This window comes from Sphingobium sp. TCM1 (assembly GCF_001650725.1).
Classification (GTDB): domain Bacteria; phylum Pseudomonadota; class Alphaproteobacteria; order Sphingomonadales; family Sphingomonadaceae; genus Sphingobium.
On the sequence record NZ_LXVX01000001.1, the window covers coordinates 165,678 to 187,217 of the forward strand.

The window sequence follows — 21,540 nt, forward strand, 5'->3', positions numbered from 1 at the left end:
CTTGCCGCTTACTGCGTGCCTTCGGCATACCAGGTGCGGAATTCGGCATATTTGGGCATTTCTTCCGAATTCGCCTTGGGGTCGATCACGACATGGACAACGCCCACCTTGCCGCTGGCATAGGCGCGCTCGATCGCCGGCTTGATGTCCTGCGCGCGGGTCACATATTCGCCGTGGCAGCCAAAGCCCTCGCCGATCTTGTCGAAGCGCACATCCTTGCTCCAATGGGTACCGGTTTCCTCCGTTCCCTGGCCGAAGGTGCGCTTGTAGACACCCACTTCCAGACCCCACTGGTTGTCAACGCCGATCACACAGACCAGCGGCAGCTTGGTACGCACCGCCACCTCCAGTTCGGCAATGTGGAACATGAAGCTGCTGTCCGACGTCAGCAGCAGGCCAGGCCGGCTGACGCCCGTCGCCGCCCGATCCGCCAGCATCGCGCCGGTGGCATAGGGGATGCCGGTGCCGATATGGCCGAAATTCTGGTTCCAGATCACGTCATGCGGCTTGCACTGCGAATAGGTCCACTGGAAGATGACACCCGCCCCGCCGTCGCGGATCAATATGCCGTCCCTGGGGAAGGCCTGCGTCGCCTCCACCGCCAGGCGGGCGGGGTGGATCGGCAGGTCGCCGGTCCCGTCGCTCTTGGTCAGCGATTCCGCGGCGAGTTCGTCCAGCTCCGCCTGCCCTTCCCGCATGAAGGCGGCAAGGCCGGGCGCGGGCGCGCGCGGGCTGTCCTTCAATGCGGCGACAAGCTGCGGCACGACGCCGCGCAGGTCGCCGACCAGCGGCACGTCGATCGGGCGGTTGACGCCGATCGCCGACGCATCCTGTTCGACATAGACCCATTTGCGGATCGCTTCATTCTTCTGCCAGTAGCGCCACTTGCCGAAATGGACCGGCTCGCCCAGTTCGGTACCCAGCGCCAGCACCAGGTCCGACTCGGTGACCGCTTCGATCGATGCCTTCGAGAAGACATATTGGAAGGTGCGATCCTCAAGCCCCTTGATGTAGCTCGTGCCGCCCGAGGTCTGAATGACGGGACAGTTCATGAGGTCGGCCAGTTGCTTGACCACCGCGCCCGATCGCGTGGTATGGACCGCATGGCCCAACAGCAGGATCGGGTTCTTCGCCGCGCGGATCAGGTCGGCGGCTTGCCTGACCCGGTCGATGTCCGCGCCCTGATTGACCAGGCGATAGCGCTCGGGCGGCAGCGGCGCCGGCAGGTCCAGCTCCTCCAGGATGATATGGCTGGGATATTCGATATAGACCGGGCCGGGGGTGCCGCCCATCGCCTTGCGGATGCCTTCGCGGACCACTTCGTCGGTCTGGTCGGCATATTCGATCGAGGCGGCATATTTCACGCTGTTCTCGAACAACGGCATCTGCTTGACGAACTGGATGCGGCCGCGTCGGACCCGCTGTTCGGTCACGCGGGCACGCTGGCCCGACAGGAAGATGACCGGCGAGTGTTCGACCAGCGCGCACTGGATCGCCGGCGCCATGTTGGCGATGCCCGGCCCCAGCGTGCCGATGGCGACCGCCGGCTTGCCGGTGATGCGCGATGCCGCTTCGGCCATGAAGCCGGCTGCGGCCTCATGATGGGGGGCGACGACCGTCCAGCCGCGCCGTTCGGCCTCCAGGAACATATGGACGAAGTTCGGATCGGGAATGCCGAACAGGGTGTTGATGCCTTCGGCCTCGAACAGGTCCAGCATCCGCTTGTAGACCGGCGTGCCCTTCTTGTCCGTTGCGTTCACGTCGACGGCGGGCTTGGGATCGTCATAGCTCATTTCAATAGCCTCGGTGCGCCCGTACCCATGTACGCGGCGAGGTTGCGGTGGAAATTGGTGATCTTGCGTTCCTGGTGCGGATTGGGCAGCGGCCCGCGGAACCCGCGCGACTTCATCCCCTTCTGCACCCATTTCATGTTGGAGAAGTCCTGCGCGAGGACCGAACCCCATCCCTCCGCCGTCGGCTCAGCATGGTCCCATTCGGTCGCCGGCTCCTGGCCTTCAGGGAAACGCTCGATCGCGTAGGATTCGAAGATGCACTTGTTCGGATCGTCGCCATAGGGCCGGGCGCGGTAACAGAGCGCGAAGGTGATCCCCTGCAACACCGACATGTTGGGGAAGATATGCCAGGCCAGCCCCGCCTCGGCCATCACATCGGGGGGGATTTCGGGCCAGATGACGCCGCGAGCGGCATCGTCGGCCTTTGCCGACTTCATCCAGTGGGCGATCACATCGCCGGCCGGCGTCCCTTCGGGCAGTTCATCGACCAGGCGACTGGCGGCGTTGACCAGCGTCTCGGTCGAGGCCGCATAGTTCAGCGTCTCGTAATTTTCGCGGATCAGCTCATAGGTGGAGCGGCGTGGATCGTCGCCCTTCCCCGCGCGGGTGACGCTCGAACTCTGGCTCATCTGGAAGGCGGGATTGCGCTGGTCGAAACCACTCACCCCATGCAGGCCATAGGCCGCGCTATAGGCATAATAGTCGCCATAGGCGAGCAACTGGCTGTGCGTGCCCGCGACATGATAGGGTTCCATGAAGGCTTCGAGCGCGGTCTTCCAGTTCGACGGATAGACGACCCATTTGCGCCATTTGTAGCGCATCCTGTCCATTTCGAAATGCGACAGGATGCGGCCGGCATCGCCCAGGAAATCGGCCAGCGGCTCGGCGTCCATGTCCATATGGACCCATATCCACCCGCCCCATATGTCGACCCGCACGTCCGACAGCCGCGTGCATTCGGGCGTCAGCGCGCCCTGCCAGTCCTGCGGATCGAGGATGTAGCTGTTGTTCCCCTCGATATCGAAGGTCCAGCCGTGGAAACCGCAGATGAAGTTGCGCCGCTTGTTGCCGCGCACCGAATGGACATCCTCCGGCACGTTGACCAGTTGCCGGCCGCGATGCGGGCAGACATTGTGGAAAGCCTTCAGCCGATCCGGCGCGACACGGATGATGATGATGGAGTCATCGCATATGTCGTAGGTCAGCCAGTCGCCGACCTCCGGCAATTCCTCCACACGCGCGGCCACCTGCCAGACCTTGGGCCAGAGCTGCTCCTTCTCGGCGAGCGCATAGTCCTTCGACAGGAAGGCTTCGACCGGATAGGTCAGCGGCTTGGCCAGATCCTCGACATCGATGTTGGTCGGCCTGTTCATGCCATCCTCCCGCATCCCGCTCCGGTCCGCCGACCTATCGCGTTCGCGCCTGTGCGCCCAAGCGAAAGCGGGCGGCGCGACGACATCATCCCCCCGGCGATCATGACCGCAATTCCATGCCGGCCAGGTCACCCTGCGCGCGCCAGTCGCGCAGCAGCGTCTGGAAGGCGGTCCATCCCGGCCCATAGCTGCGGAACAGCGCCCAGGGCGCCTTCACCTGGCCTTCATTGGTGAAATAGCTCGGCGTACATTCCATCTGGAAAGCCGACATATCGATCTCGACCTCATGGAAATGGCGGACATAATCGTCCTGCGCGGCCTGAGTGGTTTCGACCGACGTCGCGCCTTTCGCCATCGTCGCGTGGATGATGTGGGCGATATGCTCCGCCTGCCGCCCGAATTGTTCGGTGACGCTGGCGTTCAGGCCGCCCTGGATATAGCCGATGTAGAACTGGTTGGGGAAACCATGGGTCATGGTGCCGTGCAGCGTCTTCGGCCCGTCGGCCCAGTGATCGTAGATGGACAGGCCATTGCGACCCCGGACCACGTCGATGCCCCAGCGCCGCTTCAGCTCGCTCGTGACTTCGAAGCCGCTGGCGAAGATGATGCAGTCGACGGGATATTCGACGCCGTCCGACACGAAACCGGCTTCGGTGATCCGCTCCAGCCCGCGCGAGTCGGCCACGTCGACCAGCGAGACGTTGGGCTGGTTGAAGACGCTGTAATAGTCGTTGCTCGACAGCGGCCGCTTGCACAAATAACGGTACCAGGGCTTGAGCGCCTCCGCAGTCGCCTGGTCCTCCACCAGCGAATCGACGCGCGCGCGCAGCCGTTCCATCACGCGATAATCGACCACTTCGCGCCGGGCCATGAACTCTTCCGGGCTGAGCTGCGGCCAGCCTTCGGCCTGCAGCTCGGCCGCCAGGTTGCGCGCGATCTCGGTCCAGATGTCGCAGATCAGGTCGGGTTCGCCGGGCAGGAAAAATTCCATGGCGGCGCGGTGGAAATTCGCCATGCGTTCCGCCTGCCACCCAGGCTGGAGCGCGGCCGCCCAGTCCGCATCGGTGGGGGGGTTGGGCCGCTCGTCGACGGTCGAGGGCGTGCGCTGGATGACGTAGAGGTGCCTAGCGTGGCGGGCCAGATGCGGCACCGCCTGGATCGCGGTGGCGCCGGTGCCGACGATCGCGACGCGCTTGTCCGCCAGCCGGTCGAGCACAGGCTGCGCGTAGCTGCCGCCGGTATAGTCATAGTCCCAGCGCGCCGTGTGAAAGATCTTGCCCTTGAAGCGGCCGATGCCCTCTATCCCCGGCAGCTTGGGCATGTTGAGCACGCCGCAACCCATGATGACGAAGCGGGCACGGAACTCGTCGCCCCGGCTGGTCCCCACGCGCCAGCGCTGGATCGCCTCATCCCAGGTGAGCGAGGTGATGAGCGTGTGGAAGATCGCCCGGTCGGCAAAGCCGAACCGTTCCGCTATATGGCGGCAATAGCCCTGAATTTCCGCGCCGTCGGCAAATTTCTTCGACGGCATGAAGCCGGTCTCTTCCAGCAGCGGAAGATAGCAATAGGCGTCATTGTCGCACTGGATGCCGGGATAGCGGTTCCAGTACCACACCCCGCCAAAGTCGCCCGCATGGTCGATGTTGCGGAAATCGGTGACGCCCTGCCGCGTGAGATGATAGCCCGCGAGCAGCCCGGCAAAGCCCGCGCCCAGCACCAGCACATCCAGATCCTCCGAAATCGGGTCGCGCGGCGCGACGGCCATGTGCGGATCGACGTCATAGCTGTGCGTCTGGTCATCGGTCGTGGGCTGATACTGGCCCTGCCCGTCGCTGCGCAGCCGCTTGTCGCGCTCCTCGCGATATTTCTCGCGCAGTGCGGCCATGTCGAAACTGTCGGCCGCCGGCGTCCGCGTGGGATTGCAGCTCATATCCACTCCTGATCTTGTTGGCCCCAACTAATCAACAGGACTGTTCATTTGCAATGCGAGCCGGGCTGTTAGCGCGGGAGCGATCTTTTCCCCGACGGGCTGTTTCGCGCTTCCCGCATCGGGCTAGATTCGCGCGGCAAAAAGGAGAGGAATCGGGCATGGCGCAGCAGCTGATGGATTTTACGGGACGGACGATCATCGTCACCGGCGCAGCGGGCGGCGGCATCGGCACCGCTACCGCACGGATGCTGGCCGAGGCGGGGGCGACGGTGATCGCGGCGGGGCGCACCCGGGGAAAATTCGACGAAAACATCGCGCCGCTGATCACCGGCGGTCTGTCGATCGTGCCGGTGATCGCCGACGTCGGCACCGACGAAGGCGTGGCGCAGGTGATGGAGGCGGCGCTGGCGGCGCCGGGAACACTGTACGGGCTGGCCAATGTGGCGGGCGGCGCGGCGCCGCAGACCTGGATGCGGGCCGAGCGCGTCACCCGCGCGGACTGGCGCGCGCTGTTCGAACAGAATCTGGAGACGATGTTCTTCATGAGCCAGGCCGTGACGCGCGAACTGCGCGCGCGCTCCCTGCCGGGGGCGATCGTCGGCGTGTCGTCGATCAGCGGGATGAACAGCGCGCCCTATCATATCGCCTACGGGACGGCGAAAGCCGCAGTCGTCGCGGCGACGCGCACGCTGGCGACGGAACTGGCGCTGGACCATATCCGGGTGAACACGGTGGCCCCCGGCACCACGATCACGCCGGGTTCGGGCGCCTATATCGACGAGGATGGCGAACGCGACCGCGCGGCCATCGCCATGGGCCGACGCGCCCAACCGGAAGAGCAGGCCGGCGTCATCGCCTTCCTCCTGTCCGACCTGTCGAGCTACATCACCGGCCAGACGATATTGGTGGACGGTGGCCTCAACCTCAAATGGACCCATCTGGGCGCGGACAACACTTCGCTCTTCCTCAAGAATGAGGATTTCCGTGCGGCCATCCAACGCTAAAGGTCGGGCATGAGCAAGATCGAGCATCTGACCCTCCGTGGCACCAACGTCGACCTCGCCGCGGACGCTGTCGGCCCTCTCGACGGCCAGCCCGTCCTGTTCCTCCATGGCAGCGGCCAGACCCGGCAAAGCTGGGGCAAGGCGCTGGTGGAGGCAGCCCGACACGGCCATCGCGCGATCAGCATGGACCTGCGCGGCCATGGCGACAGCGGCTGGTCGCCCGATGGCGCCTACAGCCTGACCATCTTCGCCGACGATCTGCGTGCCGTTCTGGCCGGGTTCGACCGGCCGCCGGTCATCGTCGGCGCATCGCTCGGGGGCCTTGTCGCGATGATCGTCGCCGCGACCGACCCTTCAGCCATTCATGCGCTCGTGCTGGTCGACATCACGGCCCATGTCGACATGGAGGGCGCACAGGAAGTCATCGCCTTCATGAGCGCGGGCGCCGGCGGCTTCGCTTCGGTCGAGGAGGCGGCCGAAGCGGTCGCCGCCTATCTGCCGCATCGCGAGCGGCCGGCAAGCAGCAAGGGACTCGCCCGCAATCTGCGGCTGCGCGACGGCCGCTATTATTGGCACTGGGATCCCGCCTTCATGTCGATGGGCGCCGATCCCAGGCAGCAGACCGAAGGTCCGACCGTACTCGAAACCGCCGCGCGCGGGCTGACCATCCCGACCCTGCTGATCCGCGGCGGCCGCAGCCGGGTCGTAACGGACGAAGGCGCGCGCGCCTTCATGGACCTCGTCCCGCACGCCGACTATGTCCATATCGACGGCGCGCATCATATGGTCGCGGGTGACGCCAATGACGCGTTCAACGATGCGGTCATGGCCTTTGTCGACCGGCAGGCGGGATAGGTCCGCCCGTAGCCCGGCCCACGCGGATCAGACCCGGCCCGTCACCGGGATCAGCGCTCCGGTGATCGCCCGTGCCTCGGGCGACAGCAGGAAGGCCGCCACGCCCGCCAGTTCCTCCGGTGCGACCCAGCGGGAAAAGTCCGCGTCGGGCATGTCGGCGCGATTGGCGGGCGTATCGATGATGCTGGGCAACAACGCGTTCACGCGCACCCCCTCATCCTTATGCTCTTCCGCCAGCGCCTCGGTCAGCCGCGCCACGCCGGACTTGGACGCAGCATAGGCGCCCATGCCGCCCGCCGCCTTGACCGCAGCAGCCGCGCCGATATTGACGATGGCGCCTCCACCGAGGCGCAACAACGGCAGCAGCGCGCGGCTGGCGATCAGTGCGGTGCGGACGTTCATGGCGTAGAGACGGTCCCAGGTCGCAACGCTGCCGTCGGCGACCGTCTCCCATGCAAACCCACCCGCGATATTGACCAGCCCGTCGAGGCGGCCCAGTTCCGCCTCGATCCGCGCGGCGGCCCCGGCCATCGCCGCCTCATCGCTCAGATCGACGCCCCCCAGCGCCAGCGCCAGTTCGGGCGCTGCCATCTCCGCCAGATCGATGCCGACGACCGACCAGCCTGCCCCGGCCAGATGCGCCACCACCTTTCGACCGAGCGCGCCTGCCGCTCCCGTCACCGCCACGATAGCCGTCATCGTTCTTCCCCTTCCCAGTCTGCGCGAAGGGGCGGACGCAGCCGCCTCCCCTTCCCCCTTCCGTGCCAGTCAGATGCCTGCCATGCAAAGATATTTGATCTCGGTATAATCCTCGATCCCATGGCGCGACCCTTCCCGGCCCATGCCTGATTCCTTGATGCCGCCAAAGGGTGCCACCTCCGTAGAGATGAGGCCGGTATTGATCCCGACCATGCCGACCTCCAGCGCTTCGGCCACGCGCCAGGCGCGCGCCAGGTCGCGGGTGTAGAAATAGCCCGCCAGGCCCACATCGGTCGCGTTGGCGAGGGCGATCGCCTCTTCCTCGTGGTCGAAGGCGAATAGCGCCGCCAGCGGCCCGAACGTCTCCTCCTGCGCCAATGTCATGTCCGGCGTGCAATCCGCGATGATGGTCGGCTGGAAGAAGCTGCGTCCCAGCGGATGCCGCGCCCCGCCCGCCAGCAGCCGGCCACCCCTGGCGAGCGCGTCGGCGACATGCTCCTCGACTTTGTCCACCGCCTTCTCGTCGATCAGCGGTCCCTGATTGACGCCCTGCCCGGTACCCGGCCCGACCTTGAGCGCATCGACCGCGAGCTTCAGCCGCGCCTGAAACGCCTCATAGACGCCGCGCTGGACGAAGATGCGGTTGACGCACACACAGGTCTGGCCGCTGTTGCGATATTTGGAGGCCATCGCGCCCTCCACCGCCGCGTCGAGATCGGCATCCTCGAACACCAGGAAGGGCGCATTGCCGCCCAGTTCCATCGACAGCTTCTTCATCGTCGGCGCGCATTGGGCCATCAGCGTCTTGCCGACCTCGGTCGATCCGGTGAAGCTGAGCTTGCGCACGGTGCGGCTGCCAGTGAGTTCGGCTCCGATCGTTCGTGACGACCCCGTAATGATATTCAGGACGCCCGCCGGCACTCCCGCTCGCTCCGCCAGCACGCCGAGCGCGAGCGCAGTCAGTGGCGTCTGGGTCGCGGGTTTGAGGATCATGGTACAGCCCGCAGCCAGCGCCGGCGCGACCTTGCGCGTGATCATCGCGGCGGGGAAATTCCAGGGCGTGATCGCGGCGACGACGCCCACGGGTTGCCGGATGACCAGGATCCGGCTGTCCGCGCGATGACTGGGAATGACCTCGCCATATACGCGCTTGCCTTCCTCGGCGAACCATTCGACGAAGCTCGCCGCATACGCGATCTCGCCCTTTGCCTCCGCCAATGGCTTGCCCTGCTCGCGGGTCAGGATCACCGCCAGGTCATCCTGATGCGCCAGCAGCAGGTCGAACCAGCGTCGCAGAATGCGGGCCCGTTCCCCGGCCGTCATCCTGCGCCATGCGGGCAAAGCCGCCTCCGCCGCGACGATGGCCTGCCTGGTCGCTTCGGCATTCATGTCGGGCACGGACGCAAGCGTGTCGCCGCTGGCCGGATCGGTCACGTCGATGATCGGATCGCCGATCCAGCGGCCGTCCACCAGGCACTGCGTCCGCAACAGGGACGGGTCGGCAAGGGCAATGGTCATCAGATCACCTTTCACTTGTCTCCGGCAGCTTCCCGCGTGCGCCGGAACGCAAAGGGTCGCGATGCGGCCACCCTCCCCTACCCTCTGCGCGGCAGCCGATGCCTCGGCTGTCTGGTCTGGCGAGCAGGTGGGATCGGGTCAACGTGCCAGATCGGGCTATGACAAGGGATCGACCCCGCGATGGCCATTGGAACCGGTGACCAAGTCCAAGGATTGCACGCCCATCCCAACGGCATTGGCAAGATCAAGCATATTAGCTATATATCCATTACCGTTTATTATAATATGCTATATATCTGATCTTGTTATATTATTTTTGACCGTATAATTCCACAAAATATACCCTTCTGGACCAGGAATCTGCCTCTTGTCCGCTCCATCCCTGATCGTCGCCTATGCCGAAGCGCAGGCCCTGCTTGCAAGGCTGGAGGAACGCCGGCGCCTCAGTCCGGTCGCCTTCCCGCTGCGCACCCGGATGCGGATTGCCGAACGCCATGCGCTCGCGCGGTGGGACAAGGCCCCCCTGCACGACAGTGATATTCAGGTAGACGGCCGCGGCGCTGTCCGCACATCCGATTTCGATCTGAGCCGGGGACGTCAGGCGGTCGGCGCACCGATCGAACTGGACAGCATCCTCACCGATGCAGAGGCGTTGTTGCGATGGCTGGGTCTCGTTTCGGACGCGGGTAATCCCGCGAAGCATGGATGGCAGCGGTCCCTCGCGGACATGCTGGATGCTGTCAGGGGATGGCAGGCAACCATCGCATCGCTGCCCGCCTCCCCTCCCCTGCTGCACGGCGCACATCTGGCCCAACTCTGGCGCGAACGCGCACCGATCGGGCGCGGCGACCTTGTCTTCAGTCTGCTGATCGGGGACCGCTGGGGACCGGGCCGATGGGAGGGCTCGGCCGGCGGGCTGATCGCGCTCGGGCTGGAGCGAAGCTCGGAGCCGTGGCAACGGATCAAAGGCGAGGCGTTGGAACGCCTGTGGTTGGGCGCCATTGCTGCCGGCGCACAAGGCCATCTGGATCTGGAGATACGTCTGCGCAGCTATGCCATGCGGGCAGGACAGTTCATACGGGCAAGGCGCCGACCCGGCCGACTCGCCGATATGCTCGCCTTGGCGATGGCCCACCCCCGCGTCACCAGCAGCGGCATTGCAAACGCGCTCGGTCTGACGAGCGCGGGAGCGATCAAGCTGCTGGCCATCGCCGCGGAAGCCGGACTGCTCATCGAGCGAACGGGGCAGTCCAGCTATCGCAGCTACGCCATTCCCGTGGCAGCGCCATCGGACATGCCAGCGCGGCCGCGGCGCGATCCCTTTGCCCTTTTGGATGGCGCATTTCCTTGGGACGATGACACGGACCCGCCACTCGCCTGGTGACGTCGGCGACAGGCGAACGGGCCTGAGCCGGTTACCCCCAGTCGATATTTTGCTGCGATTCCGAAAACACGATGACGGGCCGGAATGCACGGCGGGTCCACGCATACTCATTCCTCGCGCGGGCAGATCGCACATAAATCGGGCTTTTTTGCGTGCAGCTTCAGAGCTGGATGCCCTTCCTCATCGAGCGGGTGCTCGGACTGACGTGTTTTCAGAATCGGCGCATGACGACGCAAGGGCAGCGGCAGAGCCGTTCGCAGAAATGGCAAATGTGGCGTGACGACCATGCCAATATATTGAAACAGCGCAATATCGGCTGCGCCGACTGCGCGTGGTCAATGTCAACAGGCCAAGCTTTTCGCTCCGGCAGAGGGAACATGAAAACACGTTGTCGGGCCGACCTCTACGGCCGCGCGGAGAAGCTCGTGAAACCGTGGCGCACCAATCCCATGGAATGGGCCGCAATCTTGCTGAATTTTGATCTGGCCTTCAGCCCGTCCCACGCGGAAGAACCCCGCGGGGAAATTTACTAGAGGCGATACTTGTTGCGGCGATGATGCTCTTTGACGAAGCCGTAGAATCGTTTCGAATAGTTACGCGGCAGCTCATCCGGATTGGCGCCGAGGAAGGCGTCGAAGCGTCGCATCAGTTCGTCATAATCCCAACCGGGAAAGTCCGCCCGAATGGAATCATAGATGTCGCGATCGAGTATCCTGGCCGCGTTGGTGCGGCGGGCCGATGCGGGGTGAGGCCGCACCTTGCGCTCCGGTTCGGCTTGAACTTGCTTAGGCGATCCCACGCGCAGCTCGCGCGATAATTGCGAGATCAGCCCGCGAGCCAGATGGGGTTCGATCAACGCGTCCGACGTGTGATCGGCATCCGTCACATTGTCGGTCGGGGGAGGGGAGGGGGAATCTGCGCCACGCTTGCGTCGCGCCCCGTCGATCATGTGACGACGCATCACCATCTTCATCTTCGGCTTGGGGCTATCGCCATCGATCACCTCCAGGCTGATATCGGGCAGGTCATTGGCTCGAGCCAGGTCGAGCAACTTGCGCTTGAAAACCGGGTAGCTGCTCTCGCTTCCGCTCTTCTGGTGGAGCGTTTCAAAACCGATTGTGAAGCCTTCGGCCCCGTTGCCGCCCGCATGCTTGCGTGATGCGCGGTACAGCCATTTGCCCAGCCCGCTGGTAATCTCGAAGTAGAGCGGCGAAATCGATAGCACGTTGCGCTTGTCCATCACCCCGTCGAAAAACCATTTCGACAGGGTGATCTCCATGCCCAGTGACCGTTGAGTCCGCTCGTCTACCAAATGGGTATAGCTGTCGATCCAGGAGAAGGTCGTTTCCCGGCTCTTGGCATTGGTACGGATGTTGGTCTTGATCGTCGTCGCCTGCAAGCGGTCGAGCGCGCTCACCAGCCTTTCATAGGCGCGTCCGCTCGTGCCCCAGCATATGCGCTTGAGAAGGTCGCCGGGCTGGAGCCGGATGGCGGGCGATATGTCGTTGGTGCCGCGCTCCCGCAGCGCATTCAGGTGCGACGCCAGGTAGATCATGATGTCTGCGTCCCAGATCGTCGCCATGCCATAAGCCGGATTGGGCAGGACCTGCACAGTGACGGTGCGATCGGGACTGACATAATCGATGGACTTGACGCGCTTGCGCTTGGACAGGCTGAAGAAGGGCCGTTGCATCGTCTCCTGATAGTCGCGCAGCGAAATATCGCTGAAATCAGGCAGGGTGAAGAACATCTCGAACTGAACCTTGCGCTCCTTGAACGCTGTCTTCAACTCGGTATCAGAGGCCGCCGTCGTCATCCCATCCCCGCTTCCCCCCGGAGGGAAATCGCAATCAAACTACTGAAATAAAAGGATTATTCCTCCATTTTCAGCTTTCATCCCCATGCATCCGATCCTCAGCGCCGCCGCGCCGCCCGGATCTTCGCCTGCTCGATCACCGGGCGCAGCGCCGCCAATATCTCATCCGTCGACAGACCGTTCGGAGACAGCGACAGGGTCAATATCTTCTGCTGGTCCTTTTCGACCTGCCCGATCGACGCGCCGTCCGAAGCCGCGATCATGGCCTTCTGCACGCGCCCCTTGACCATCGTGGCCTGGACGAGCCGGGTCATCACCTCCGGACCACTGATCGGTTGCTCGTCCCCCGAACGACGGAAGCTCTGCTCCGATGCTATTTGATCGGCCGCCGCCTCCAGCTTCGTCCGGCTCGACGGATCGCGCAGCAGGGGGAGCAGCTTCTCGGCATATTTTGCCTGAAGGTCGGTCGGCGAATGGAAGGCGCTGACCACAAAGGGCGGAATTTCGGTCAGCGCGATGTAACGCGACAGCTGCGACTTGGAGATTTTCAGCCGTTCCGCCATGCGCAGCTGCACGCCGCCATAATAGGTGTCGACCGCTGCCTTGTAGTTGAGGCCGCGTTCCAGGTCCGAAATATCCTCGCGCTCGCGATTTTCGATGTCCGCCAGGCGGAAGGCCGCCTCATCATCCAGATCCTCGATAATCGCGATCAGGTCGATGTCGGGATAATGATTGGCATTGAGCCAGGAAATCGCCCAGTGCCGCCGCGTGCCAGTCACCAGCTCATAGGGCAGGGGACCGTTGGGCGTGCGTCGGACCACCGCGGGCACGCGATTGCTTCCCTCGGCCAGGATCGAATCGATAAGGCTGCGCAGCCGATGTTCGTCGAGCAGCGAATAGTCGCGCGCATTGCCGGGCCAGACCGAACATTCCGACGGTTTCAGCCGGATGGTCGGGCGCTTCACGATCCGCGCGGCCTCGCCGAAAGCCTCCAGGCGCCTGTTGGTGAAGTTGGGGCGCGGGGCGGGGCTGTTCTCCGGCGCAGGCGCGGCACCGGCGGCCGGTTCGTTCGGCGCGGAAGCGAGCGCTTCGCTGATGAGCGACCGCCGGCTCATGCCGCCACGCCCACATCGGAGGTGAGGCTGGTGGACGGCCATTGCTGGCGAATCTGCTGCTCGATCTCGCCAAAGACGGCGTCCAGATTTTCGCGGCAGCGCATATAGGTCTGGTGCGAGGCCGATGGCTTGGATTCATAGATGGACCGGAACGCCTGCGTCGCGTTCTTGATCTCCTCGGATGCCAGAATCGGCTGCCCCAGCAACAGCCCGGCATAGGTCGCCTGCATGATCCGCCACATGTCGTTCTCGCCCGGCTTGCTGGGCGAAAAGGTCGAACAGACGACGCGAATGAAACCGTAATTGACCGGCGTGCCATTCTGCTCGAGAATCTCGATATTGTCGGCGATCGTGTCCATGAAATGGATCGTCGACAGATAGTCGAGCTGGCGCGCGGGCACTGGGATCAGCAAGCCCGTGGCCGCCGCCATGACGTTGAGGCCCAGAAAGCCCATGGCCGGCGGCGGATCGAGCAGGATCACGTCGAAATCCTTGGTCACGCTGGCAATGCCGATGCGCAGCGCCTGCAAGCTCTCGCGCACCGCCTGTCCGCCCTCACGCAGGGTCGACGTCAGATCCCATTCCGCATCCTGAAGGCCCAGGCTCGACGGTACAATCTTGATCGTCGGCCAGGGCGTATCGCGGATGGTGCGGGAAAAGTCGCTGAAAGTGCTGCGCGGCGAGAGGAAAGCGCCCAGCGTCTCCTCGTCATCGATCAGTGTTTCGGGCTGGATGTCGAACATGGTCGTGGTCGACGCCTGCGGATCGCAATCGATCACCAGCACGCGATAGCCGTGAAGGGCGAGATAGTCAGCAAGATGCTTGGTGATGGTGCTCTTGCCCACCCCGCCCTTGAAATTCTGCACCGCCAGCACGACCGCATCCTCGTCGGGCTGCTTGCCGACATGGATGCCAAGAGCGCTGCGGATATGGGTGAGGTCAGCCAGGGTATAGTAGCGGCGCCCGTTGGGCAGTTGCTTGGGCTGGGGGAGGCGCCCCTTTGCTTCGGCCTTCGCCAGGGCCTCGGGCGTCCGACCGATCAGTTCTGCGGCCACGGTGGGTCCGAAACTGATGTCGAGCGTCTTGCGATTGTCCGGCCGGAACACGATCGTCTTGATATGATCACGCATCTGCTGGCAGGCTGTCGTGACATTGCGCAAGGTATTGACGGTAAACGACATGGCGCCCCTCATGGCCGAATCGTGACGGCATAAACTGGTTTGCGTTTAATGCGCTCATTTCGCGATGAAAGTCAAACCTGCCTGCTCACCGCCTGCGAATAGCCATTGTCATGTTGGGCTCCTTGCAAAATGGGAACCGCATCGCAGTCGCGGAACCGAAGACCAAGGCGCCGGTCTGATAGCCCGCTGTAGCCAAACTCTCCCCTTTGAACAGGTCGAGATGATAAACGACCGGGCGGCAGGGCCCGCTTAGGGATTTATTCGGAGATTAGCGGAGTTAGGCACCGGGCCACGACGCGAAATGGCGGGAAACTCCACGATTCGCGAGCGGCCCAACCGAACCGATCCCACGTTCCTTCGGACCTGAAAACACGTTCGATCGATTCCGAAACCACGCTGGTCGCAGCGTGATAACACGTTGGCGCAGGGGCTGATTTTCCCCCTGACCGCCATTGCAGCCTATGGTTGGTGCACGATCGTTGCCGCGCCTTGGCTGCTCAGGTCGAGCATGGCCTTGTCCGCGCCGACGGGTCGCCAGGAGGGCAGGCCGGCGCCGTTGGGATCGCCGGATTTCACGAAGTTGGCCAGATAGGCGCTGGCGATCTGCGCCACGCGCTGGTCGCGAGCCGTGGCTGCATCGCCATATTTGATGGCAACCGTATCGAAGAAATAGGGAATTTCGCTGGCATGGGCCGCTCCCTTGGTCGCTGGCGTCCGCAGCGAATCCGCGACATAGGAAAAGCGATAATGCCAGGTCGGGACGCCCTGCGCCGCGAATTGGGCGGCCATGGCCCGCGCCCCTTCGACCATTGGGCCGGTCGGGCCGCCAATATCATCGCTGGTGGCGCCGATCATGACGGGCACATGGGCGAAACGCCCGCTCCTGTAGGCGGCGAGGCTGTCGACCGCGATCCTGCCGTCGGCGATCGGGCTGCTATGGGCCGGCGGCCCCCCGGCGAACAGCGCGGCAAGGTTCAGCCCATCGACCACCGACTCCGCCGGCAGGGCGCGCAGCCTGCTCAGCGCGTCGGGCGCATGGGCCGGGATTCCCTTCTTCCCGGCGAAAGCGGCGCCGATCCTTTCTGCCCCGGCGAGTGTCGCGTCGCCCATCGGCATGGGGCCGCCCGACTGGATCACTGCCTTGTGGAACAGTCCCAGTGCCATGGGGGAGGTAAGCAGCGCATGGACCGACATGCCGCCCGCGCTTTCGCCGATGATGGTGACATTGGCGGGATCCCCGCCGAACGCGGCGATATTGGCTTTCACCCAGCGCAGCGCCGCGATCTGGTCCAGATAGCCATAATTGGCGAGCAGCCCGCTATCGGCGCCCGCCTTGGTGAGCGCGGGATGGGCGAAGGTGCCGAAGCGGCCGAGTCGGTAGTTGAAGCTCACCACCATGATGCCCTGCTTCGCCAGAGGCGCGCCCGAATAGGTGGGCGGGGAGGAGCCGCCATTGACGAAGCCGCCGCCATAGATCCAGACCATGACCGGCAGCTTTTCCGCGCTGGCCTGCGGTTTCCAGACATTGACGAAGAGGCAGTCCTCCGCCGGCGGTGTGCCGAGCGGCGCGGCGTCGCTGGGAAAGGGCAGTTGCATGCAGTCATGGCCATAACGGCTCGCGTCGCGCACCCCTTGCCAACGCGCCACCGGCTGCGGCGCACGCCAGCGCAGGTCGCCGACCGGCGGCTGGGCGAAGGGAATGCCCTTGAAGGCGACGACGCCATCCTCCGCAACCCCGCGCAGCATCCCGTCGGCGATCGTCACTTGCGGATCGGCGGGCGCGGCCGACGCGCTCGCTCCGGGCATCGTCAGCGCCGCGGCCAGCAGCAGAGCGCGCAGGGGCAAAGACATCGGCAATCCTCCTTTTATGTCCTTGGTCAGGGCAGCGTCACCACCCGCGCCTCGCGCGCGGACAGCGATGCCGCCTCTATCACTTCCTGCACGGCGACCGCCTCGTCAATCGGGACGGGCAGGGGCGCGCCGGTCATCAAGGCATCGGCGATCTGGCGATAGAAGCGCTCCTGACATCCTCTCAGCGTCGGACGAAGCGCGATGCGGCCCTCGCCGTCATGCCATTCGACCGGATCGGGATCGACGCCCCATCGCTGATCTCCTGGCCGCAACCCCGCGACCAGTTGCGCTTCTTGCGGATCGAGACTGCGCTTGATGAGAGTCCCGGCCGTGCCATGGACCGTAAAGCGCGGGCTGCCACCGGCGTCGCCGCCCGGTGCGGTCAGGCTGGCGTGCAGGATTACGCGCAGGTCGGCATAGCGCAGCACGACATGCGCCCAGTCATCCGCCCCCGATCCGTCGCGCAACGCCACGATGTCCGCGCTCACCGCTTGGGGGCGTCCGAACAGCGCCAGCGCCTGATCGACCAGATGCGGTCCCAGGTCGAACCATACGCCCGACCCCGGTGACCCATCCTCGCGCCAGCGGTCGCGCACCTGTGGCCGGAAACGATCGAAATGGCTTTCGACCAGCGTGACCCGTCCGACCAGCCCTTCCTCGATCGCCGCCCGGATGCTCAGGAAATCGCTGTCGAACCGGCGATTGTGGAACACCGCCAGCCGTCGGCCCGACACATCGGCCAGCGCGGCCAGATCGCGTGCTTGCTCGAGCGACAGGGCGAAAGGCTTGTCGACCACCACATGCTTGCCCGCGCGCAGCGCTGCTGCGGCGAGCGGTGCATGTGTCGCACTCGGTGTCGCGATCACCGCCAGGTCGATCGCGGGATCCGCCAGCAGTTGCTCGGGCGTCGCGAAACAGGCGATGCCGGGATCGAGCGCCGCCACCTCCGTCGCACGGCTGGTGACGATGGCCTTCAGCTCCAGCGCGGGCGCCGCGCGGATCAGCGGCGCGTGGAAGACCCGGCCCGCCATGCCATAGCCGATCAGACCAACGGCGATGCTCATCCCTTCAACGCTCCTGCAACAAGTGGCGCCAGCCTGCCGACGATCGCGGTCACGCCCTTGTCATTGGGATGGATGCCATCGGGCAGCAGGAGCGCGGGTTTCCCGATCACCCCGTCCAGCATGAACGGATAGAGCGTTGCGCCATGCGTCCGTGCGAGGTCGGGATAGATGGGGTTGAAGGCGGCGGCATAGTCCGGTCCCATATTCGGCGATGCCATCATGCCGGTCAGCACCACCTTGATGCCGCGTCGCTTCGCCTCGTCCAGGATCGCGTCCAGATTGATGCGCGTCTCCTTCGGCGACAGACCCCGCAGCATGTCGTTGCCGCCCAGACCCAGCAGCATCAGGTCGGGCGTGCGCGGCAGGCCGTCGAGCGTGAAGGCCAGGCGCGCCCGCCCGGCCGCGCTGGTGTCGCCCGATACGCCGGCATTGACCACTCGCGCTTTCACCCCTCGCGCGTTGAGCGCCTGTTCCAGCATCGGGGCCAGCCCCTTGCCCTGGTCCAGATTATAGCCGGCGTAGAGGCTGTCGCCGAACGCGACCACCAGCTTCGCGTCTTCTGCCTTTGCGGCTGCCGGTTCGGCCGCGTTCGCCGCCGGCGCCTGGTTGGCGACGGGCGGAGGGGGAGGCGCCTGGTCCGAACAGGCGCTCGCCAGATGGACAAACAGCGTCAGCGCCCCATATTGCAAAAATCTGCCCGCCAAGGAGCGCTCCTTCTTCATGCACTTGCCCATTGATCCGGCCACTATCGCGATCCGCGCGCGCAATGTCACCCTCCAGCTGGGAACGCGCGATGCGCCGGTGGCGATCCTCAAGGGCGTGGACCTGTCCATCCTGCGGGGCGAGAGCGTCGCCATATTGGGCGCGTCGGGATCGGGCAAGAGTTCGCTGATGGCGGTGCTGTCCGGTCTCGAACGCGCCAGCGGCGGCAGCGTGGACGTAGGCGGGGTCGATTTCGGAGCGCTCGGCGAGGATGAACTGGCGCGCGCGCGCCGGGGCCGGATCGGCATCGTTCTGCAAAGCTTCCATCTGCTGCCGACGATGACCGCGCTGGAAAATGTCGCCGTGCCCCTCGAACTGGCGGGCCATGCCGATGCCTTCGTCCTGGCGGCGGACGAACTGCGCGCGGTGGGCCTTGGCCACCGGCTCGACCATTATCCCGCCCAGCTGTCGGGCGGGGAGCAGCAGCGCGTCGCCATCGCCCGCGCCGTCGCGCCGCGCCCGACCCTGCTCTTCGCCGATGAGCCCACGGGCAATCTCGACGCCGCCACCGGCGCGGCGATCATGGACATCCTGTTCGATCGGCAGCAGGCGGCGGGGGCGACCCTGGTCATCATCACCCATGACCCGGCTCTGGCCGAACGGTGCGGCCGCATTATCGAGATGCGCGACGGCCGGATCGTCGCGGACCGCGCCGCATGACCGGCCTTGGCTGGCAGGCGAGCTGGCGGATCGCGCGGCGCGACCTGCATCTGGGCTTCCGGGGCTTGCGACTCCTCTTCCTCTGCCTCTTCCTGGGCGTCGCCACCCTGGCCGCGATCGGCAGCCTGACATCGGCGATCACGCAGGAGCTGCGCGATCGGGGGCGCGTCATCCTGGGTGGCGACATCGAGATCGGCATGACCCAGCGCGAGGCGAGCCTGGGCGACCGGGAGGCATTCCGCCAGCTCGGCACGCTCAGTGAAACCATCCGGATGCGCGCCATGGCGCAGCGGGTGGCGCAGGGCAGGGGCGATGCTCCACCCGCGATCCTTACCGAACTCAAGGGCGTGGACGACGCCTATCCGCTCTATGGCGCGCTTTCGCTCCGGAACGGCGCCTATCGTCCGATGGATGCCGCCCATGTCGTCATCGGCGAAGCGCTGGCCGAGCGTCTCGCTGTCCGGCGGGGCGAGCAGCTTCGCTATGGCGATGCCCGTTTCACCATCGCCGATATCATTGCCGATGAGCCCGACCGGCTGGGTGAAGGCTTCACCCTGGGGCCGGTCGCGATCGTCTCCATGGAGGGGCTGCGCCGCACGGGCCTGATCCAGCCGGGCAGCCTTTATTCCGCCAAATATCGCATCCGCCTCCTGCCCGGCCATGACGCCACCACCGTACGGCAGGATTGGGAAAAGGCGCGCGCGAACGAAGGCTGGACCTTCAAGGATCGTGATCGCGCCGCCCCCGGCGCCAACCGCTTCATCGAACGGATGGGACAGTTTCTGTCCCTGATCGGCCTTGCCGCCCTGGTGATTGCGGGGATCGGCGTCAGCAATGGCGTCGCCTCCTATCTTGCCGGCAAGCGCGGCGGGATCGCAACGCTCAAGGTGCTGGGCGCGACCTCCGCTGACATCGCCCGCATCTACCGGCTTCAGATCGGCGCGGTCGCGACGCTGGGCATCGGGGCGGGCCTCGTCGTCGGGGCGGCGCTGCCGCCGCTGCTGGTGGCGCTCGCGGGCGACGTGCTGCCGGTCAGCCCCGAATTCCGCCTGCACCCGCTGCCGCTGCTGGCGAGCGCCGGCTATGGCCTGCTGATCGCCTTCCTCTTCACCTTCCCGCCCCTGGCCAAGGCGCGTACCCAGCCCGCCGCCGCCATCTTCCGCGGCGCGGTGGAGACACGCAGCGGTCTCGACCGCCGCAGCCTCGCCGCCATGGCCGGGGCTGGCGCTCTGTTGGTTGCGCTCGCGCTGGGCACCGCGCGCGAGCCGCTCTTCTCCGCCGCCGTGCTCGGCGCGGTCGCGGCCGTGCTGGTGCTGCTGCTCGGCCTGGGTCTAGCGGTCAGCCGCCTCGCGCGCCGCCTGCCCCGGCCGCGGCGCCCGCTGCTGCGCCTTGCGCTCGCCAATCTCCACCGCCCCGGCGCGCAGACCGCGGCGTTGATCGTGGCGCTGGGGCTTGCCCTCACCCTGTTCGTCACGCTGGCGGGCATCCAGACCAGCCTGAACGCGGAAATCCGGCAGGTCGTGCCGAAAAAGGCGCCTGCCCAGATCGTGCTCGACATCCCCGCCCCGCAACAGGCGCGGTTCCGCAGTATCGTCGCCCGCGAAGCGCCCGACGCGCAGCTCAATATCGTCCCCGTGCTGCGCGGCACGATCACCGCCTATGCCGGCCAGCGTGTCGCCGATCTGGCGGAAATGCCCGAAGGTGCGTGGTTCCTGCGCGGCGAGCGTGGCGTAACCTACAGCCCGGCGCTGCCGGAGGGCAGTGAACTGGTGGCCGGCCAATGGTGGCCGACCGATTATCGCGGTCCGCCGCTCGTCTCGCTCGACGCCGAGGCGGCCAGGACCCTGGATATCGGCGTCGGCGACAGTTTGACCGTCTCCATCCTGGGGCGCGAGATCGAGGCGCGGATCGCCTCGCTGCGGAAGGTCAACTGGGACACGATGGGCTTCAACTATGTGCTGGTCTTCTCGCCGACCACCTTGGAGTCCGCGCCCCACAGCCTCGCCGCTACGGTCACATGGGGTTCGGGCGCCGCCGACCAGCGCCGCGACGCCGCCATCACCCGCGCCCTGCTCGCCGCCTTCCCCGGCGTGTCGGTCATTGCCGTGGGTGAGGTGATCGACCAGGTCGGCACGATCCTCACCCAGATGTCGCGCGCGATCCTTGTCGCCGCATCGGTTGCGATCCTTGCGGGCATCGCCGTACTGGTCGGGGCCATCGCCGCCTCGCGCCAGGCGCGCAGCTATGACGGCGTCATCCTCAAGACGCTGGGCGCCACCCGCGCGCAGTTGCTTGGCGGACAGGCGCTCGAATATGGCCTGCTTGCCGCCATTCTGGCGCTGGTCGCGCTGGCTTTGGGCAGCGCGGCGGCGTGGTTCGTGATCGTGCAGCTCTTCGATTTCGGCTGGGCGCCCGACTGGCCGGTGGTGCTGGCGACGCTCGCGGGCGGCGCGCTGCTGACGCTCGGCATCGGTCTGGCCGGATCGATCCCGCTGCTTTCGGTCCGTCCGGCCCGCGCCCTGCGGCAGGTCTGAC

At 65.5% G+C, this 21,540-nt stretch carries 17 protein-coding genes; 6 read left to right on the forward strand and 11 right to left on the reverse strand.

Annotation, left to right across the window (positions count from 1 at the left end):
• Positions 1 to 8: 8 nt before the first annotated feature.
• From A7Q26_RS00745 to A7Q26_RS00755, 3 genes are all read right to left on the reverse strand, one after another.
• Positions 9 to 1,793 (reverse strand): thiamine pyrophosphate-binding protein, encoded by a 1,785-nt coding sequence (locus A7Q26_RS00745; RefSeq protein ID WP_066855085.1) that lies wholly within the window; start codon positions 1,791 to 1,793, stop codon positions 9 to 11.
• Positions 1,790 to 3,166, reverse strand: coding sequence for an aromatic ring-hydroxylating oxygenase subunit alpha (locus tag A7Q26_RS00750; protein WP_066855088.1), 1,377 nt, complete (start codon positions 3,164 to 3,166; stop codon positions 1,790 to 1,792). The genes A7Q26_RS00745 and A7Q26_RS00750 overlap by 4 nt, the downstream gene beginning before the upstream one ends.
• A 100-nt stretch (positions 3,167 to 3,266) precedes the next feature.
• Positions 3,267 to 5,096 (reverse strand): flavin-containing monooxygenase, encoded by a 1,830-nt coding sequence (locus A7Q26_RS00755; RefSeq protein ID WP_066855091.1) that lies wholly within the window; start codon positions 5,094 to 5,096, stop codon positions 3,267 to 3,269.
• A 158-nt stretch (positions 5,097 to 5,254) separates the two neighbouring features.
• Between A7Q26_RS00755 and A7Q26_RS00760 the strand changes: the two genes are divergently transcribed.
• Complete coding sequence (locus tag A7Q26_RS00760) at positions 5,255 to 6,100, forward strand: SDR family NAD(P)-dependent oxidoreductase (RefSeq protein WP_066855094.1); 846 nt, start codon at positions 5,255 to 5,257, stop codon at positions 6,098 to 6,100.
• A gap of 9 nt (positions 6,101 to 6,109) precedes the next feature.
• On the forward strand, positions 6,110 to 6,955 hold the full coding sequence (locus tag A7Q26_RS00765) for an alpha/beta fold hydrolase (protein WP_066855097.1): 846 nt from the start codon (positions 6,110 to 6,112) through the stop codon (positions 6,953 to 6,955).
• Positions 6,956 to 6,982: 27 nt separating this feature from the next.
• Here the strand turns inward: A7Q26_RS00765 and A7Q26_RS00770 are convergent, their stop codons facing one another.
• Positions 6,983 to 7,654, reverse strand: coding sequence for an SDR family oxidoreductase (locus A7Q26_RS00770; protein WP_066855101.1), 672 nt, complete (start codon positions 7,652 to 7,654; stop codon positions 6,983 to 6,985).
• A gap of 69 nt (positions 7,655 to 7,723) precedes the next feature.
• Positions 7,724 to 9,172 carry an NAD-dependent succinate-semialdehyde dehydrogenase gene (locus A7Q26_RS00775; protein WP_066855104.1) on the reverse strand — a complete coding sequence of 483 codons (1,449 nt, stop codon included), beginning with the start codon at positions 9,170 to 9,172 and terminating at the stop codon, positions 7,724 to 7,726.
• Between the two features lie 367 nt (positions 9,173 to 9,539).
• Here A7Q26_RS00775 and A7Q26_RS00780 point away from each other — a divergent pair, with 367 nt between their 5' ends.
• The gene (locus tag A7Q26_RS00780) at positions 9,540 to 10,556 is read left to right on the forward strand and encodes a hypothetical protein (RefSeq protein WP_066855107.1); all 1,017 of its coding nucleotides are present in this window, start codon (positions 9,540 to 9,542) and stop codon (positions 10,554 to 10,556) included.
• A gap of 152 nt (positions 10,557 to 10,708) precedes the next feature.
• Entirely contained in the window at positions 10,709 to 11,089 is a 381-nt protein-coding gene (locus A7Q26_RS00785) for a hypothetical protein (RefSeq protein WP_066855110.1), read from the forward strand.
• Here A7Q26_RS00785 and A7Q26_RS00790 read toward each other — a convergent pair.
• From A7Q26_RS00790 to A7Q26_RS00815, 6 genes are all read right to left on the reverse strand, one after another.
• The gene (locus A7Q26_RS00790; RefSeq protein WP_066855113.1) at positions 11,086 to 12,372 is read right to left on the reverse strand and encodes a replication initiator protein A; all 1,287 of its coding nucleotides are present in this window, start codon (positions 12,370 to 12,372) and stop codon (positions 11,086 to 11,088) included. The two genes, A7Q26_RS00785 and A7Q26_RS00790, sit on opposite strands and share 4 nt — an antisense overlap.
• Before the next feature lie 98 nt (positions 12,373 to 12,470).
• Positions 12,471 to 13,487 carry a ParB/RepB/Spo0J family partition protein gene (locus A7Q26_RS00795; RefSeq protein WP_066855115.1) on the reverse strand — a complete coding sequence of 339 codons (1,017 nt, stop codon included), beginning with the start codon at positions 13,485 to 13,487 and terminating at the stop codon, positions 12,471 to 12,473.
• Positions 13,484 to 14,668: an AAA family ATPase gene (locus A7Q26_RS00800; protein WP_066855363.1), complete on the reverse strand. Its 1,185-nt coding sequence runs from the start codon at positions 14,666 to 14,668 to the stop codon at positions 13,484 to 13,486. Before A7Q26_RS00800 ends, A7Q26_RS00795 begins: the two co-directional genes overlap by 4 nt.
• A gap of 459 nt (positions 14,669 to 15,127) precedes the next feature.
• The gene (locus tag A7Q26_RS00805) at positions 15,128 to 16,519 is read right to left on the reverse strand and encodes a carboxylesterase/lipase family protein (protein WP_066855117.1); all 1,392 of its coding nucleotides are present in this window, start codon (positions 16,517 to 16,519) and stop codon (positions 15,128 to 15,130) included.
• Positions 16,520 to 16,545: 26 nt separating this feature from the next.
• The gene (locus A7Q26_RS00810) at positions 16,546 to 17,583 is read right to left on the reverse strand and encodes an oxidoreductase (RefSeq protein WP_066855120.1); all 1,038 of its coding nucleotides are present in this window, start codon (positions 17,581 to 17,583) and stop codon (positions 16,546 to 16,548) included.
• Positions 17,580 to 18,305, reverse strand: a complete 726-nt coding sequence (locus A7Q26_RS00815) for an arylesterase (protein WP_066855123.1) — start codon at positions 18,303 to 18,305, stop codon at positions 17,580 to 17,582. Before A7Q26_RS00815 ends, A7Q26_RS00810 begins: the two co-directional genes overlap by 4 nt.
• On the opposite strand from A7Q26_RS00815, the gene A7Q26_RS00820 reads away from it, so the two are divergent.
• A complete protein-coding gene (locus tag A7Q26_RS00820) occupies positions 18,304 to 19,005 on the forward strand; it encodes an ABC transporter ATP-binding protein (RefSeq protein WP_066855126.1) in 702 nt (233 codons plus the stop codon). The two genes, A7Q26_RS00815 and A7Q26_RS00820, sit on opposite strands and share 2 nt — an antisense overlap.
• Positions 19,002 to 21,539 carry an ABC transporter permease gene (locus tag A7Q26_RS00825; protein ID WP_066855129.1) on the forward strand — a complete coding sequence of 846 codons (2,538 nt, stop codon included), beginning with the start codon at positions 19,002 to 19,004 and terminating at the stop codon, positions 21,537 to 21,539. Before A7Q26_RS00820 ends, A7Q26_RS00825 begins: the two co-directional genes overlap by 4 nt.
• Position 21,540 lies beyond the last annotated feature (1 nt).

Bases quoted from the DNA above. Each gene is read 5' to 3' on its own strand.
- A7Q26_RS00760 (WP_066855094.1), top strand. From the start codon at position 5,255: ATGGCGCAGCAGCTGATGGATTTTACGGGACGGACGATCATCGTCACC.
- A7Q26_RS00810 (WP_066855120.1), bottom strand. From the start codon at position 17,583: ATGAGCATCGCCGTTGGTCTGATCGGCTATGGCATGGCGGGCCGGGTC.
- A7Q26_RS00750 (WP_066855088.1), bottom strand. From the start codon at position 3,166: ATGAACAGGCCGACCAACATCGATGTCGAGGATCTGGCCAAGCCGCTG.
- A7Q26_RS00755 (WP_066855091.1), bottom strand. From the start codon at position 5,096: ATGAGCTGCAATCCCACGCGGACGCCGGCGGCCGACAGTTTCGACATG.
- A7Q26_RS00805 (WP_066855117.1), bottom strand. From the start codon at position 16,519: ATGTCTTTGCCCCTGCGCGCTCTGCTGCTGGCCGCGGCGCTGACGATG.
- A7Q26_RS00795 (WP_066855115.1), bottom strand. From the start codon at position 13,487: ATGAGCCGGCGGTCGCTCATCAGCGAAGCGCTCGCTTCCGCGCCGAAC.
- A7Q26_RS00815 (WP_066855123.1), bottom strand. From the start codon at position 18,305: ATGAAGAAGGAGCGCTCCTTGGCGGGCAGATTTTTGCAATATGGGGCG.
- A7Q26_RS00775 (WP_066855104.1), bottom strand. From the start codon at position 9,172: ATGACCATTGCCCTTGCCGACCCGTCCCTGTTGCGGACGCAGTGCCTG.
- A7Q26_RS00765 (WP_066855097.1), top strand. From the start codon at position 6,110: ATGAGCAAGATCGAGCATCTGACCCTCCGTGGCACCAACGTCGACCTC.
- A7Q26_RS00820 (WP_066855126.1), top strand. From the start codon at position 18,304: ATGCACTTGCCCATTGATCCGGCCACTATCGCGATCCGCGCGCGCAAT.
- A7Q26_RS00790 (WP_066855113.1), bottom strand. From the start codon at position 12,372: ATGACGACGGCGGCCTCTGATACCGAGTTGAAGACAGCGTTCAAGGAG.
- A7Q26_RS00770 (WP_066855101.1), bottom strand. From the start codon at position 7,654: ATGACGGCTATCGTGGCGGTGACGGGAGCGGCAGGCGCGCTCGGTCGA.
- A7Q26_RS00825 (WP_066855129.1), top strand. From the start codon at position 19,002: ATGACCGGCCTTGGCTGGCAGGCGAGCTGGCGGATCGCGCGGCGCGAC.
- A7Q26_RS00745 (WP_066855085.1), bottom strand. From the start codon at position 1,793: ATGAGCTATGACGATCCCAAGCCCGCCGTCGACGTGAACGCAACGGAC.
- A7Q26_RS00800 (WP_066855363.1), bottom strand. From the start codon at position 14,668: ATGTCGTTTACCGTCAATACCTTGCGCAATGTCACGACAGCCTGCCAG.